The organism is Bradyrhizobium sp. SZCCHNS3052 (assembly GCF_032484495.1).
In the GTDB taxonomy this organism is placed as follows: domain Bacteria; phylum Pseudomonadota; class Alphaproteobacteria; order Rhizobiales; family Xanthobacteraceae; genus Bradyrhizobium.
Genome location: NZ_JAUETB010000016.1, coordinates 1 through 13,896, shown reverse-complemented (window position 1 = coordinate 13,896; position 13,896 = coordinate 1). Strand labels below are relative to the sequence as shown.

12 protein-coding genes and 2 pseudogenes are annotated in these 13,896 nt (G+C 60.2%); 5 read left to right on the top strand and 9 right to left on the bottom strand.

Annotated elements, in window-relative coordinates; all coding sequences use genetic code 11:
- Window positions 1-28: 28 nt before the first annotated feature.
- The 7 genes and pseudogenes from QX073_RS31210 to QX073_RS31185 form a co-directional block, all read right to left on the bottom strand.
- Complete coding sequence (locus tag QX073_RS31210; RefSeq protein WP_315718616.1) at window positions 29-313, bottom strand: acyl carrier protein; 285 nt, start codon at window positions 311-313, stop codon at window positions 29-31.
- Entirely contained in the window at window positions 291-710 is a 420-nt protein-coding gene (locus QX073_RS31205) for a hypothetical protein (RefSeq protein WP_315718617.1), read from the bottom strand. Before QX073_RS31205 ends, QX073_RS31210 begins: the two co-directional genes overlap by 23 nt.
- 3 nt (window positions 711-713) lie before the next feature.
- On the bottom strand, window positions 714-1,490 hold the full coding sequence (locus QX073_RS31200; RefSeq protein ID WP_316226911.1) for a prenyltransferase/squalene oxidase repeat-containing protein: 777 nt from the start codon (window positions 1,488-1,490) through the stop codon (window positions 714-716).
- A 195-nt stretch (window positions 1,491-1,685) separates the two neighbouring features.
- A complete protein-coding gene (locus QX073_RS31195) occupies window positions 1,686-2,174 on the bottom strand; it encodes a prenyltransferase/squalene oxidase repeat-containing protein (RefSeq protein WP_316226910.1) in 489 nt (162 codons plus the stop codon).
- A 45-nt stretch (window positions 2,175-2,219) separates the two neighbouring features.
- Window positions 2,220-2,486, bottom strand: a pseudogene (locus QX073_RS34500) (hypothetical protein); the annotation flags it as partial.
- Window positions 2,470-3,762: a phenylacetate--CoA ligase family protein gene (locus QX073_RS31190; protein WP_315718619.1), complete on the bottom strand. Its 1,293-nt coding sequence runs from the start codon at window positions 3,760-3,762 to the stop codon at window positions 2,470-2,472. The gene QX073_RS31190 and the pseudogene QX073_RS34500, both read right to left, overlap by 17 nt.
- 52 nt (window positions 3,763-3,814) lie before the next feature.
- On the bottom strand, window positions 3,815-4,852 hold the full coding sequence (locus QX073_RS31185; protein ID WP_315718620.1) for an AMP-binding protein: 1,038 nt from the start codon (window positions 4,850-4,852) through the stop codon (window positions 3,815-3,817).
- A gap of 257 nt (window positions 4,853-5,109) precedes the next feature.
- Here QX073_RS31185 and QX073_RS31180 point away from each other — a divergent pair, with 257 nt between their 5' ends.
- From QX073_RS31180 to QX073_RS31165, 4 genes and pseudogenes are all read left to right on the top strand, one after another.
- Window positions 5,110-6,087 (top strand): LysR family transcriptional regulator, encoded by a 978-nt coding sequence (locus QX073_RS31180; protein ID WP_315718621.1) that lies wholly within the window; start codon window positions 5,110-5,112, stop codon window positions 6,085-6,087.
- A 380-nt stretch (window positions 6,088-6,467) separates the two neighbouring features.
- Window positions 6,468-7,598 (top strand): amidase, encoded by a 1,131-nt coding sequence (locus QX073_RS31175; RefSeq protein WP_316172821.1) that lies wholly within the window; start codon window positions 6,468-6,470, stop codon window positions 7,596-7,598.
- A 53-nt stretch (window positions 7,599-7,651) separates the two neighbouring features.
- On the top strand, window positions 7,652-8,413 hold the full coding sequence (locus QX073_RS31170) for an SDR family oxidoreductase (protein WP_316226909.1): 762 nt from the start codon (window positions 7,652-7,654) through the stop codon (window positions 8,411-8,413).
- 633 nt (window positions 8,414-9,046) lie between these two features.
- Window positions 9,047-10,114 (top strand): annotated as a pseudogene (locus tag QX073_RS31165) (IS91 family transposase); the annotation flags it as partial.
- A 655-nt stretch (window positions 10,115-10,769) separates the two neighbouring features.
- Here QX073_RS31165 and QX073_RS31160 read toward each other — a convergent pair.
- Both QX073_RS31160 and QX073_RS31155 read right to left on the bottom strand, forming a co-directional pair.
- Window positions 10,770-11,036 (bottom strand): conjugal transfer protein TraD, encoded by a 267-nt coding sequence (locus tag QX073_RS31160; protein ID WP_315718659.1) that lies wholly within the window; start codon window positions 11,034-11,036, stop codon window positions 10,770-10,772.
- 1 nt (window position 11,037) lies between these two features.
- Window positions 11,038-11,364, bottom strand: coding sequence for a conjugal transfer protein TraD (locus QX073_RS31155; RefSeq protein ID WP_315718660.1), 327 nt, complete (start codon window positions 11,362-11,364; stop codon window positions 11,038-11,040).
- 171 nt (window positions 11,365-11,535) lie between these two features.
- On the opposite strand from QX073_RS31155, the gene traA reads away from it, so the two are divergent.
- A partial coding sequence (gene traA, locus QX073_RS31150) for a Ti-type conjugative transfer relaxase TraA (protein WP_316226908.1) occupies window positions 11,536-13,896 on the top strand: 2,361 nt, incomplete at its 3' end.

Genomic DNA, 13,896 nt, shown 5'->3' with positions numbered 1-13,896 from the left:
CGCGTCCACGTTCGCGCCTCCTCGGCATTCACTCCGCAGCACCTGACACGTGCTTAACGCTCAACTTTCGTTCGACCAATTGGGCTGCCCGTCGAACGGTCGAAAGATTAAAGGAGAGATCGTCAACACCAAAATCGATCTCGATTCCGAATAGTTCTTCAAGGAGTGAGACCATTTCCATAGCTTTCAGGCTGTCGAAGTTCAGTCCAGGAATGCTTGGAAGGGGCGTGTCGATCTGAGCGAGTTTCAGCTCGAACGGAAATAGTTCGCGCGAAGCGGCTAAGATCTTGTCAACAGTCGTCTCGCCCGGCATTGCGCCCCTCCTTTACTGCGCGATCGCGCATTTCGGCCAATATGACATTCCAATGATCGAACGGATCAACCGGGATCAGTCGTATGAAGAGGCGGTCGTGCGGGAATACGTCTTTCGACGCACTGAGCACACCCTCAACAATCTTGTCACGCCAGGAGCGCTCACGTGTTTGGTCTACCTCGATAGCAATAAACGCGACGGAGGCCAGCGATTTCACATTCGAGCGGGCGAGCGGGGCGGGTCCAGAGAATACGGCACTCGGATCAATGACCAGCCAGCGAGTAAGTACGTGCCTGACATCGACTCCCAGCCGTCCGAAGGTGACCGTGACGCGTCGACAGAAGCGGCCCCGCATAGTGGGGTCTTTGAGGTCGGAGTGGATCGTTAAGGTGGGCATGGCTCAAGCGGTCAACGCGAGAACAGGAAGCGAGAACGCGGGATCATCAGCCTTACGCTTCAAAAGCGTAAATAGCGCTACCGCTAATGGATCCTGGCCGCTTTGCTGTAGCGGCGTCCATCCGATCTCACCGGTCTTGGAAACGAGTTTCGCAAGAAAACGGTCCAGCGAAGATGATGACATAGGGAGGCGATCGTTCTGGCCATAGGCAAGCAACGCTTGGTAGGTCGCATAAAGGCTTGGCAGAGAGGCTCTTGTTTCTCGGAAACCGGACATGATAGACAGTTCGCCGAGACAATTGGCGGTCTTCTCGGCCAAATCTCGTTGGCCAAGGCTGTGCAGTATATAGCTAGCCTGGGCAGTCGCACTTCCGCTTGATAAGCCGCGGGGTGTAGCGGCGGCGTCGTCCGGGCGCAAGCATCGCATAACAAAGCCGGTAAGAGAGCGATGATCGATTTCGTTGTTGGCGTCCCTTCCAAGCGAGGTAAGGATGGCAACCGCGGACATCGATGACGTCATATCAGATCCTCGCCCCACCCAATACCCGAAGCCGCCATCTGGGTTTTGCAACTCTCTAATCCATTCGACCAGCCTTCCTTCCTCGCGGAGCCGCCGGCCCGCCAGGCGGAGGGCCGACACGGCCCATAGTGAACAGCGCACCTCTGCGCCGCGCCCCGGCATATACATTACGCCGCCTTCCCATGGGGTATGTGCCGTTTGGAGCCATTCGCACAGCGTCTCGATAGAGGGATGTCGGGGGGAATTGATGCAGGCGATCATCACTGCCGATGCGGTCGTCAGTGCGTCGCTGGCAAGCGCGATTGGGCGATAGTTGAGCCCTCCCGACGGGACGCTTGTCCGTATAACACTTCGGCGTACGACATCCGCTTGGGCCGCCTCCAGCTTCGAGTCGAGCGCCGCGAGTGCTCCGACAGCCGAAAAGTTTGCCCATACATCGGACTGAGCGCTGCCCTCTCAACGAGTAAACCCCTCCGGCGTCAGTTGGCCGAGTATCCACTCGCGGCACGCTTCCGGCTCGGCTGGAGACCATCCCAGAGCTCGAAGAGCGCTTGTGGCCCGAAACGTCGCCCACATGCATGGCGCTGCGTTCGCATGAAAGCAAAACGCGCCGGTTTCCGCCTGTCTGCTCTGCATCCACTTTAGAAGTTCGTGCCCTTGCCAGGGCAGATCCGGACGCTGTTGGAGAGCTTTAAGAGCGTTAACGGCGTAGTAGACCGCCCTTACATCCGATTGTCGGTGGCCTGGACACCAAGTAAGGCCACCGTCTGGCAATTGAAGCGAGCGCAGCCAAGTTAAGAGCTCGGCCTGGGCGGGAATCTTCGCCCGCACGATTTCGTGGAAAAGACGCGCGGCGTAGTAAGTCGCCCATACGTCCGGCTCCTGCCCGGCGATCATTGCAAAGCCGCCGTTGCCGTGTTGGAGGCGAGCCAGCCAGTCGGCCATTCTTGGAATTTCGGGCACGGGCGCGCCCAAGTCCGTCAATGCTTGGCTGCAGTAGTATGTGGCCCACACGTCTGATATCAGTCCCCGTTGCCACGCGAAGCCTCCATCGCGATTTCGTCGTGACAAGAGGTAATGTATCGTTCCGCTGCGCTCGGGCTCGGGCAGCGTGTACTCCAACCACCTCAGGGTTCTCACACCAGCGTAGGTGGCCCAAAGGTCTGCCCCGCCAGTGCCCGCCCCGCCGTCCCGCAACAGATGCAACGAGCCTGACAGGCGCTCGATGGACGGGTCGAGGCTAAGCTGCGACGGCATTGGAGCGCTTCCAGCTCTTTAGCGACGCCCCACTCTTTGTCGTGATGGGAAGCTGAGCTACAATCTCGAGTTCAAAATTCAGTCCATGATCGCGAAATGATCTGGCCGCATTTTTCGAGAGCTCGTCTAGTCTGTCGCTATAGTCCGGGTCGTGTTCCAGAATGATGCCGACAACTTCGTTATTCCGAACCTTTAGTAGGTATCCAGTGACTCCTTTGGTATTGTAGACCATGCTATCGACCTCGGCTGTGAGGTAATTGCGGCTACCAATTCCGAGCGTCTCTTCTTCGCGCCCTAGAATCTCGAGGTATTTTCTCGAGCTGCTCGTGTCACCTAGTATCTTGACTCTGTCGCCTGTGTCGAAGCGCAGCAGTGGCCTTGCGAATGCATTCAACGTAGTGATGACCAGTTGACCGCAATCCCCTGGCTCGGCAGGCTTGATTCCTTCTGGTGTCGATATCTCACAGATATATGCATATTCCAGAAGCCGGAGAGAGTTGTCGCTGCCTGTTGCGGCAATCGTTCCTGTCTCGGTCGACCCGTAGCTCGCAACGTAGACGTCGGCGTCCCACTCGGACGCCAGCATCTGCCGCAATTCCCGGCAGACGACCTCGCCGGAAAGCATGATGGTGTTTACCGAGGCGGCGCAAGAGCGAAAGGTTCCTCGGATCTTGAATACACGCATCATCTGGATCAGCGTGCCGGGTGATGCAAATACTACCGTGGGCTGAAAGCGACTGCAGAGCGCTTCAATCCGATCCCAGGAAACAATGCCTTGGGTGAAGGGAAAGCATCTCGCGACGCAAGCACTTGCCATTTCGCATACGCCGACGATTAGATCGCCGATAGGTGCGATATCGGACGGCAGCAAGGTCAAGCAGCGGTCATTCGGCCGAATGACCTCTCCCCATTGTAGAAACACACTTCCGTAATTCCAGGCGATATCTTCTGCCGTTCTGCGTGTCGGCGTTGCCGTTCCTGTTGTTCCAGTCGATTCATAGTACTTGACTGCTTGTTCGATAAGGCTGCTCTCGAAATCATCGGGACGCGCCTTCAAGGCAGCTTTAGAAGTAACATCGAGTTGTTGAAAGGCGCCGACGCTAAAGCGGCCCAGATGTGAGTATGCCCGCGACGACTTCGCGATATCCCAAACCCGCGCGAGCTTTCTTTCCTGATACGCGCGGAGCAGTGGAGGACATTCGCTTTGCCAAACGCTTCGCATCTCGGCAAGTGCATTGTTGGCCTCCGACGAGGCGCTCGTCGCTTCAATATTCATCGGAAACTCCGTGGATAGGCCGACAGTGTGACGTCGAGCGGCGATGGAGAGGCTAGAAGTCGAGGAACACGTAGTCGGCGCACTTGCCGCTGCGGTCGTTGATGACGAACGGCTCGCTCGAATCCACCGACAATATCTCGCGAAGGACGTCGTTCTGGACGTCGTCCTCGATGAGCGCCTTCAGGACATCATCATGCGATGGCTCCGCCGCACCGAACTGAGGCCTTATCCGGATCTCGATTCGCTTCACAACGCCGTCGCGCTGACGGAGTATGACCTGGGAATCTTCGATGTTGCGAATACGGCGTACCGCCTGCGCGATCGCTCTAGGCGAGACGTTGTTTCCGTCGAAGAATATTCTGTTGTCGGCGCGGCCCAATACTTTAAACTCAAGAATACGTCCGTCAGCGGTCTGATCGACCGCCTCAATGAGATCGGGAACCTTGTATCTCAGCATTGGGTTGATGACGGCCTCATTCAATGACGTTACGACCAGTGAGCCGTCCACCAACTCGACGTATTGATAGTCAAGGGCCCGGAATTGGTTGCGCGGCATCTCTGGCGTTTGGAAGCCGATCACCCATGGTTCAGTCCCACCGTAAACGCTCCAGAGCTCAGCGTTGGGGAATGCGCGCGTTATAGCCCGTTCGTGAAAACCCTTTAGAGGCTCTCCGGTCCAGAGGACTGCTTGGACCGTCGGCATGTCCCGGCCAAGCTTGACCACATAAGAAGCGATGATCTCCAGCAATGTAGGGTTTCCGGAGATTACGCAGGCCTCGGATTGGAGGAGCACGCGGCCCCAGATTGCATCGAGATCGAGGTCGTTTGCGACATTGCCGAGGTGCAGGTATATCATCCCCTTCGAGAGACAAAGCTCTCGGAAGAAGTGGTTTGCTGACCAGGCCTTGCCGCCAGAAGAGAAATCGACGAAGCGCCGACCAGACGTCCGGGACGTCGGATTCCATGATTGCAGTATCTCTGGGATGTGCTGATGCCGTGGTTGTAACCCGATTTTGGGTTGACCGGTTGTCCCAGACGACATGAATAGATAGGCGCCGCTCCCTCGCCAAGCGTCGGAGATCTCGCGCATGGCGTGCAGGTATCCCTGCTCGGTCAGGAGAGGTACGGCGCGTAGGTCGGCAGGACTCCTGATAGGGTCGGCAGATGTGTACGCCTCAGCCAAGTTCGGAAGAGTGCGGAGGTAGCTCAACAGACGATTGGGAACGGTCCAACACACATCCATCACGCAACATCCTTTTGCATCTAACGGTAGTATGGTAGTATCAATTGAACTTCAACGCGTCCAATACGAATGAAATATAGGGCGTCTTCTAAAACAGGTATGACATGCCTCAGTTGCGACGTTTCCGGCAATTCATCGTAGTTGCGGAAGAATTGAGCTTCAGTCGGGCGGCTAAGCGCCTCAATATTGCGCAGCCGCCTTTGACGGCGGCAATCAAGGCTTTAGAGGCCGAGCTGGGGCAGACATTGATTGATCGTGGTACCCGCGTTTTTGGTCTGACCACGGCCGGGAAAGTATTTCTCCGTGAAGCAAAATTGACTGTTGCACAAGCTGATCGAGCCATGTCGCGCGTACGAAGCGCAGAGCAGCCCATCGAGGGGCCTCTACGGATTTCGTTCGTTGGGATGGGCGGAGCATACAACCTTGTTCCTCGGTCGTTGCGGCAATTGCGTGCCGAGCATCCGAAGATGGAGCTCGTCCTTGTCAAGGCAACAACCGCACAACAGATGAAGATGCTGCATACGCGGCAGGTGGACATCGCGATCGTTGCTGGCCCCGTGCTCACAGCCGACCGGCTTTCCACGGAATTGCTATTTTCCAGCCAAATGGTTGCAATAGTTCCCGACAACCATCGCTTCGCGAGCCCTTCTGTGACAACGGTGTCGCTTGTCGACCTCGCGCACGAGAACTGGATTTTATTCCCACCGACCGAGGGGCCAGGGCTTTATGGCAGCATTGTTGCAGCTTGCGCTCAGACGGGCTTCCACCCTTACGTGAGTCATTGCGTACCTGACTTCCAGACCGCGATAGGCTTGGTCGCTGGCGGGCTTGGGATTTCGGTCATTCCTATGTCACTTCGATCGGAGATCCGGCCGGGCGTGGCCGTGCGTCAACTGACCGGATGTGGAACACCTATCAACTATGATCTCCTAATGACCTGGCGGTCCGAACCGGACGCGTCGCCGGCCACTGCGAGCTATATTTCTATCTTGCGGCGGGTCGCGCAACAGGGACCTCAAGAGCCTGATCTGGACGTTCCGGACTTATCGTTGCTGCCAAGTGCACATCCCGAGTTGCCCTAGAACCATCGACGAGCCATTTTCGAATTTTGCACCGCCACTCCCGCGACCCACTAAATCTGGTAGGTCACCCGGGTGAGTTGGTGTGCTTGAGTGGCCGTCGCTCCACGAAGGAGGAGGCGAGAGCAATGATAGCGGTTACAGACAAGGTCACATCGTTCTTCCGCGCATGCAAATTGGAGGACCAATCGGCTACGTCGCCCCTTCCGGAAACGCTCCGCATGTCGCTGGAGGCACGCGTCGAAGCGAGGCAGGATGGAAGCCTTGATGCTGACCGTTGGAGGTCTGAGTGCGGCATCTGGAGCACATGGGCAGATACTCGCTATCGAGCCTGCGCACATCGGAAAGAGTTAGGATCGAACGCACGGGCTATACGCATTGGAGTGAAGGACACGATCAACGTCGTTGGCTTTCCCACGCGTCTTGGTCTGCGGCATCATCGGCACTATCCGGACAGCAGTGCCGCTGCCGTTCGAGCGATAGATACAGAGTTCGCAGAGATAGTCGCCAAGGTTGTCACGACTGAGCTTAACCTCGGTGTTGGCTCCGGCTGTGTCAATCCCTACGTGCCGGACGTTGCTCCCGCCGGCTCGAGTACCGGATCGGCCGTGTCTGTGACAGCCAACATTTGCGACATATCCCTCGGGACGGATGTGCTTGGATCCATCCGCTGGCCAGCGGGAAATTGTGGCGCTGTCGGTCTACGCACGACCTGCGACAGAGCCGACCTTCATGGTATCTTCCCTCTGTCTCCTCAGATGGACGCACTGGGCTGGGTCACACGCAGCGCTGAGGATCTTTTCTTCTTATGGCAACTGTTGCGCCTCGGCGGTCAAGAGAGATCAGCGATTGCGCCTTTAGGCCGCTGCCAAGTCTCGGTTGTTGAGAACGCTTTTGATGGAGGTTGTTGTCATCCTGAAATGCGGGACGCGTTGCATCTTGCATGCCGTCTACTCGAGGACGCCGGGCACCACATTCGATCGGTGCGATTGGACGATCTCTGGGCGCAGCGCGAAGCGGCATGGCAACTCTGTGCTCGCGAGGCTTGGGATGGTTACCGCCTGTGGCAGAAATGGATGAAAACTGAATTGTCGGAATCGACGCAGGCTGCGCTGGAAATCGGAGCTCGCATCGATGATCAATCCTATGGCCGAATACTCGACAGACTTGCAGCGTGCCGCAAAGATATCGAGTCGCGGTTCGACGCGGAGTCTGCCGAGATTTGGTTGCTACCTCTTCACCCGACACCGCCTCGCAGCCTGAGGGACGCTGTGATGCCCAAATCGACCATCCCAGCCTCAGACCAACCCGACTACGAACAACGATTGGGCTACACGCCAATCGCGAGTTTCGCTGGACTTCCTGCAATCACCATGCCGATAAAACGAAGCGAAGTAAGTGGTGCTCCCCTGGCCATTCAAATGCTTGGCCGCCCACACCGAGAAACGCAGCTTATTGCTATAGCCGCCGACTTGGAACGGGTAAGAGGCGATCTCAGATGGAATCCATCTTGAACCGATCAGATCGACGAGAAACTACTTGAGTCCCAGGAGCGAAAGGAAGATCGATGACGGATGCAGTTGTCGTAAGCGGTGGTGCAAGCGGGATTGGCCTTGCGGTCGCCAAGCACTTCCATCAGAGCGCTCACGTAGTCGTTCTTGGGCGTCGCGCAGATCGGTTGGAGAAAGCGGCTGAACACCTGAATCGGAGCGGAGGCGTTCCGGTTCTCCCGATTGCCGTTGATCTCACCCAGGCAGACCAAGTACAGCGCGTCTGCGACGAAATCACACACAGGCATAAGGAAATACGCGTTCTGGTGGCGGCGGCCGGCGGGAATGTTGTGCTGACGTCACCGCCCGGTTCATACGGCCCAGACCTCTCGGGTATTGCGAGGCGCTGGACCGAAAACTTCGCATCTAATGTGTTGAGTGCCGTCCTCCTCATCGAAGGCTTACGCAGGCACCTCAGTGCGCCGGGCGGACGGATCATTCTTATCAGCTCTATTGCGGCATATCGAGGGTCGGGCAACGGCTGTTACGGCGCCGCCAAGGCGGCCTTGCACCCGTATTGTTATGATCTCGGCGCGGAACTCGGACCAAAGGGCATCACGGTGAATGTGGTCGCACCCGGCTATATTGCGGAGACTGAGTTCTTCGGCGATCGCTTATCGCCTGAGCGCCGAGAAATGCTGATCGGTCAGACGATGAATAGGCGAGCGGGTCTGCCCTCTGATATCGCCAGCACGATCGGATGGTTGGCCTCGCGCGAAGCCGGACATATCACGGGCCAGATCGTTCAGGTCAACGGGGGGGCTGAGCGAGGAAGATAAGAACTGCTGCGTGCGGCGGAGCGAAACCGCCTTTGGAGGCGCGCCGCAGTTGGCCCGCGTATCCACAACTGACGCTGACGCCATGCCCAGGCTCTTCTCGCTGATCCTGAAGGCCGCGGGCTATGATCCGGGGCCTGAGCCTCGCTCACGGCAGCGCTCGGCGAACGACCCACAGGTGAGATCCTGGCTGCAAAATTGCAGGGCGAGACGATCAGCTTCGGTCCCAAGCTCACGGATGGTCCGTTCACAATGCGATTCGAGCTCAACGGCCGGATGACCTATCCGCACTGGAAAGAGTCCCTTGGACCTGCAGCCGGGACATGACGGTCGCGGAGGATAAGATCTGTATCCTGAACTCGGGTGCCCGTCGTCGCTGTTACATCCCAGCTTGGCCTCCCGTTCATCTTGCAAGCCGCGTTGCCACGACTTTTCGCGATGCCAAAGCTTCAACCAGAAGAGAGCTTCGGAGGGGCGCATGTCGTGCATCTTATCAAACAAAACGCTTGTGGCTATCTGGTGAGTGCAAACCGGCCCACCATTGATACACAAACAAGGCGCCGTCGATCCGCGGGCATGGACGAGCACAGAATTCCGGTGCAGCGCTTCATGCGCTAAGCCGCTCCGTCCAGAACAGCCCTCGGCGGCCATGTCGCGCGCTGCGAGGACTGCGCCTACACGTCCATCGCCTACAACTCCTGCCGCAACCGGCACCGTCCGAAGTGCCAGGGCGCCGCGGCGAAGCAGTGGCTCGCCGACCCCGAGGCTGAGCTGCTGCCGGTGCCGTATTATCACGTCGTGTTTACGCTGCCGGCCCGGATCGCCGACATCGCCTACCACAACCGGGCCGCCGTCTACGATCTGCTGTTCAAGGCCTCGGCCGAGACCATGCTGACGATCGCCTCGGACCCGAAGCATCTCGGCGCCAGGATCGGCATCATGTCTGTGCTGCACACCTGGGGCTCGGCCATGACCCATCACCCGCATGTGCACATGATCGTGCCGGGCGGCGGGATCGCGCCCGATGGCCGGAGCTGGGTTTCCTGCCGGCCGGGGTTCTTCCTGCCGGTGCGCGTGCTCTCACGCCTGTTCCGGCGGCTGTTCCTGGAGCGTCTTGCCGCCCTCCACCAGGCCGGGCGCCTGAGCTTCTTCGGCAACGACGCTCATCTCGCCGGAGCACAATCGTTCGCCGCATGGCTTGCAGCGTCGCGCAAGACGGAATGGGTCGTCCATGTCAAGCGTCCGTTTGGCGGGCCACAGGCCGTGCTGGCCTATCTGTCGCGCTATACCCACCGCGTCGCCATCTCCAACAGCCGCCTGATCGCCTTCGACCGGCACGGCGTCACCTTCCGGTGGAAGGATTACCGGGTCGACGGCCGCGACCGTCAAAAGCGGATGACGCTCGCGACAGACGAGTTCATCCGCCGCTTCCTCATCCACGTGCTGCCGAAGGGCCTCCACCGCATCCGCCACTACGGCCTGCTGGCGCGGGGCGCCTGCGCCGACAACGTCGCACGCGCGCGCGAACTGCTCGCCGTCAGGGATCGTGAGGATAAGCCGGCCGAGACCATCGTCGACATGGCCAAGTCGCCCTGTCCATGCTGCGGCGGCCGCATGATCGTCATCAAGGTCTTTGAGCGAGGCGCAACGCCGCGTCACCAACCGACCGCACCAACCGGCGCCATCAGGATCGATACCTCATGACCGCGCACCCGCCATTGTGCAAAGTTGCTCGCAGTGCCTGCCGCTCATCGACCGGTCACGGCGGCGTCCGCCCCAACGTTCCTCTGTCCTCGTCAATCCGCAGACGACACGTCGAGACCGGCGCCGTGCACCACCCGTTCAGCGACTGCACCGCCGCCGCGTCGCGCGCTGCACCGGCTCAAACTCAATCGGCCAGCTCACCTGCAGCGCTCAAATCCCCATAGAGCCTGCCGCGCCAGTCCTGCCCATCATGCGCGGTTTCCTCCCTTGGAGGCTTTCGGACGCCGGCCGCCCGAATGTGCCGCGCCGTCAATCATGCGGCCGGCATCCGAAACCCTTCACATTTACAGACATCAACCGTGGCAGCTCTGCCTTTAAATCATCGCGGTTGGCACGAGGTTACTTAGAGCGGCAAGGAGCCGTCACATGATCGTTGACCGCGGAACTTTCATTGCCTGCGCCGTGGTTGCGGTGGTAGCGCTCATCCGGGATTTGCTGGCTCGGCCGTCGGTTCCCCCGCTGCTGGGACGCGCCCCGTTATCTTCCTTGTCGAAGGGTGGAGCGTTCAAAGCGACGAGGAGACCGCCGACCAGATGTGGTTCAGGACCGACCGCGGATGGCGAGCCATCTGGCGGTAGTTTGCAATTGTTGTGCATCAACGACGAACTGCTGAGACAGTTCGATCTATCCCCTTGTGTGTTGCAGTGTCCGCCTCGAGCGCCTGCTTCCCCTTCGCGGCCCACAGCGCTCGTGCCCGTTCGCCTTGATCGCTCTTGAGCTTGGCAGCCATCCAAAGCAACGCGCCAAGGATAGTGGCGCGATCATCGCCAGTTAGGTCCGCGATACCGGCTTTGACGATGAGCCCACCGAGTTCGATGAGATGCCGCGTGCGCTTGCGGCGCTCGACCTGCCACGTGCGCATGTCATGCCGCGCCCTTGCGGACTGATGCCGGTTGAGAGCCACCCGGTTGCGCCGGAGGGCCGTCCACGTCGCGGTCAGTTGCTGGCGCATTTCGCCGCGCTCGTCCTTGAAAGAACGCGGTCCCGCGCCTGGCCCATGCCTCCTTCTTTCCGGCCTCTTCTGTCTCGGCCAGCACGATCAGTGCTCCCGCTAATTCATCGGCACTTAGCGCGTCGGCTCCGGTAGCGATCACCAGTTCGCCGAGCTGTTGCACTTTGCGGCTCTTAAGGCCACGCGCCTTGTCCCCAAGTGCCTTCAGTTCAGCATCAAAGTCCCTAGGCTTGCGCATCGTCGTTTCCATCCGCGTTGATAGAGAAATGATAGCCGAGCGCCCGGCACAATGCTGTAAGGTCGCCGGGACTGGCCGGGACGGGCTGGTCCCTCCCGAGATTTTTTCGAGGGAGGGCGCGCTTATACGTCGTTCCGACGTGCGCTTCGCTGTGCCAGTGATTGGATCGCGATGGCGATCTACCATCTTTACGTCAAGGTCATTGGCCGGAAGGCCGGGAGCAGTGCGGTGGCATCGGCCGCCTATCGCTCGGCTTCGCGGCTGCGCGACGAGCGGCTCGGCCGCGAGCAAGACTTTTCCGGGAAGCGCGGCGTCGTCCATTCCGAGGTGATGCTGCCGGGGAACGCGCCGGAGGCATGGCGCGATCGCGAGCGGCTTTGGAATGATGTCGAAGCGTTCGAAATCCGGAAAGATGCCCAGCTGGCCCGCGAGGTGGAGTTTGCGCTTCCGCGCGAGATGAGTGAGGCGCAGGGCATCGAGCTAGCCCGTGATTTTGTTCGGAGCGAGTTCGTGGACTTTGGCATGATCGCCGATCTCAATGTGCATTGGGACAGGGCCGAGGACGGACTGCCGAAACCTCATGCTCATGTCATGCTGACCCTGCGCGCGGTCGATCAGAACGGCTTTGGCAAGAAGGTACGAGACTGGAATCGCACCGAGATGGTCGAGCGCTGGCGCGAACGCTGGGCGGAGCTCGCCAATGAGCGGCTGGCTGAGCTCGACATCGACGCACGGATCGACCATCGCAGTCTGGAAGCCCAGGGCATCGCGCTGGAGCCGCAAAGCCAGATCGGCGCGCCGGCGAAACGGATTGAGGTTCGGGGCGTCGCTGGAGAAGTCGGTGAGGCCGACCGGGCCGAGATGCACCGCGAGATCGCGCGCGGCAATGGTGCGCGGATCATCGCCGATCCCTTGCTTGGACTGGACGCTATCACCCTGCAGCAATCGACCTTCACCCGTCGCGATATGGCGAGGTTCGCGCACCGGCATAGCGACGGGCTCGACCAGTTCAATGAGGTGGTGGGCGCACTGCAGGGAGCGCCCGATCTGGTCGAACTCGGCAAGGACGCCCGCGGCGAGGATCGGTTCACCACCCGCGGGATGATCGAGGCAGAACAGCGCCTGCACCGGGCCGCTGAACTGATGGCGGAACGGGAGCGCCATGAGGTGCGCGACGCGGATCGCCAGGCCGCTCTGGCGGGTGCGGAAGCGCGCGGCCTGTTGCTGTCATCCGAGCAGGTTGACGCCTTGGCGCACGTCACCGATGGACGCGATCTGGGCGTCGTTATCGGACATGCCGGGACGGGAAAGAGCGCGCTGTTGGGGGTGGCGCGGGAGGCATGGGAAGCGGCCGGCTTCGAGGTCCGGGGCGTGGCGCTGTCCGGCATTGCCGCGGAAAACCTCGAAAGCGGATCGGGTATATCGTCACGCACGATTGCCAGCCTGGAGCATGGCTGGGAACAAGGCCGTGATTTGCTCAAATCGAGCGATGTGGTGGTGATCGACGAGGCCGGCATGGTCGGTACGCGGCAACTTGAGCGCGTGCTGTCCCATGCTGCCGAGGCTGGCGCAAAGGTGGTGCTGGTCGGCGATCCGCAGCAGCTGCAGGCCATCGAGGCGGGCGCTGCGTTCCGGTCAATCCATGAGCGTCACGGCGGCGCCGAGATCGGCGAAGTGCGGCGTCAGCGGGAGGACTGGCAGCGCGACGCCACGCGCGATCTGGCGACCGGCAAAGTAGGCCATGCGCTCGAGGCCTACCGCACCCACGGCATGGTGCATGAGGCCCAGACCCGCGAGCAGGCGCGCAGCGATCTGATTGAGCGCTGGGACCGCGACCGGCAGGCATCACCGGATCGGAGTCGGATCATCCTGACCCACACCAATGACGAAGTGCAGGCGCTGAACGAGGCAGCGCGCGAGCGGATGCGGGCCGCTGGCGATCTCGGCGACGAGGTGCGAGTAGCGGTCGAGCGCGGGGCGAGAGACTTCGCCGGCGGAGACCGCGTCATGTTCCTGCAGAACGAGCGCGGCCTTGGCGTGAAGAACGGCACGCTGGGCACCGTCGAGCAGGTCAGCGTGCGATCCATGACTGTGCAGACCGACGATGGCCGATCCGTGCGTTTCGACCTCAAGGACTACAACCGGATCGACCACGGTTATGCCGCGACGATCCACAAGGCGCAGGGTGTGACGGTCGACCGGGTCCATGTACTGGCAACGCCCGGCATGGACGCCCACAGCAGCTATGTCGCCCTGTCGCGGCATCGCGACAGCGTGGACCTGCATTATGGCCGCGACGATTTTATCGATGCGGATCGGCTCAACCGTGCCCTGTCGCGCGAGCGGTCGAAGGACATGGCCTCGGATTACGACCGTGCCGATCCCGTCCAGAGCTACGCCGCGCGGCGCGGGATCACGTTCCGCGAGCGCGTGGCCGAGATCGTGCGCAAGGCCTTGCCGGAGAAGCTGCGCGGCATGTTCGACGGCCTTAGCGTTCCTGGAGAGGTGCTCGACCGGGATGGCGGACGACGG

Bases quoted from the DNA above. Each gene is read 5' to 3' on its own strand.
- QX073_RS31185 (WP_315718620.1), bottom strand. From the start codon at position 4,852: ATGCGCGAGATCTCCGACGCTTGGCGAGGGAGCGGCGCCTATCTATTC.
- QX073_RS31195 (WP_316226910.1), bottom strand. From the start codon at position 2,174: ATGGCCGACTGGCTGGCTCGCCTCCAACACGGCAACGGCGGCTTTGCA.
- QX073_RS31200 (WP_316226911.1), bottom strand. From the start codon at position 1,490: ATGATCGCCTGCATCAATTCCCCCCGACATCCCTCTATCGAGACGCTG.
- QX073_RS31210 (WP_315718616.1), bottom strand. From the start codon at position 313: ATGCCGGGCGAGACGACTGTTGACAAGATCTTAGCCGCTTCGCGCGAA.
- QX073_RS31155 (WP_315718660.1), bottom strand. From the start codon at position 11,364: ATGCGCAAGCCTAGGGACTTTGATGCTGAACTGAAGGCACTTGGGGAC.
- QX073_RS31160 (WP_315718659.1), bottom strand. From the start codon at position 11,036: ATGCGCACGTGGCAGGTCGAGCGCCGCAAGCGCACGCGGCATCTCATC.
- QX073_RS31190 (WP_315718619.1), bottom strand. From the start codon at position 3,762: ATGAATATTGAAGCGACGAGCGCCTCGTCGGAGGCCAACAATGCACTT.
- QX073_RS31170 (WP_316226909.1), top strand. From the start codon at position 7,652: ATGACGGATGCAGTTGTCGTAAGCGGTGGTGCAAGCGGGATTGGCCTT.
- QX073_RS31180 (WP_315718621.1), top strand. From the start codon at position 5,110: ATGCCTCAGTTGCGACGTTTCCGGCAATTCATCGTAGTTGCGGAAGAA.
- QX073_RS31205 (WP_315718617.1), bottom strand. From the start codon at position 710: ATGCCCACCTTAACGATCCACTCCGACCTCAAAGACCCCACTATGCGG.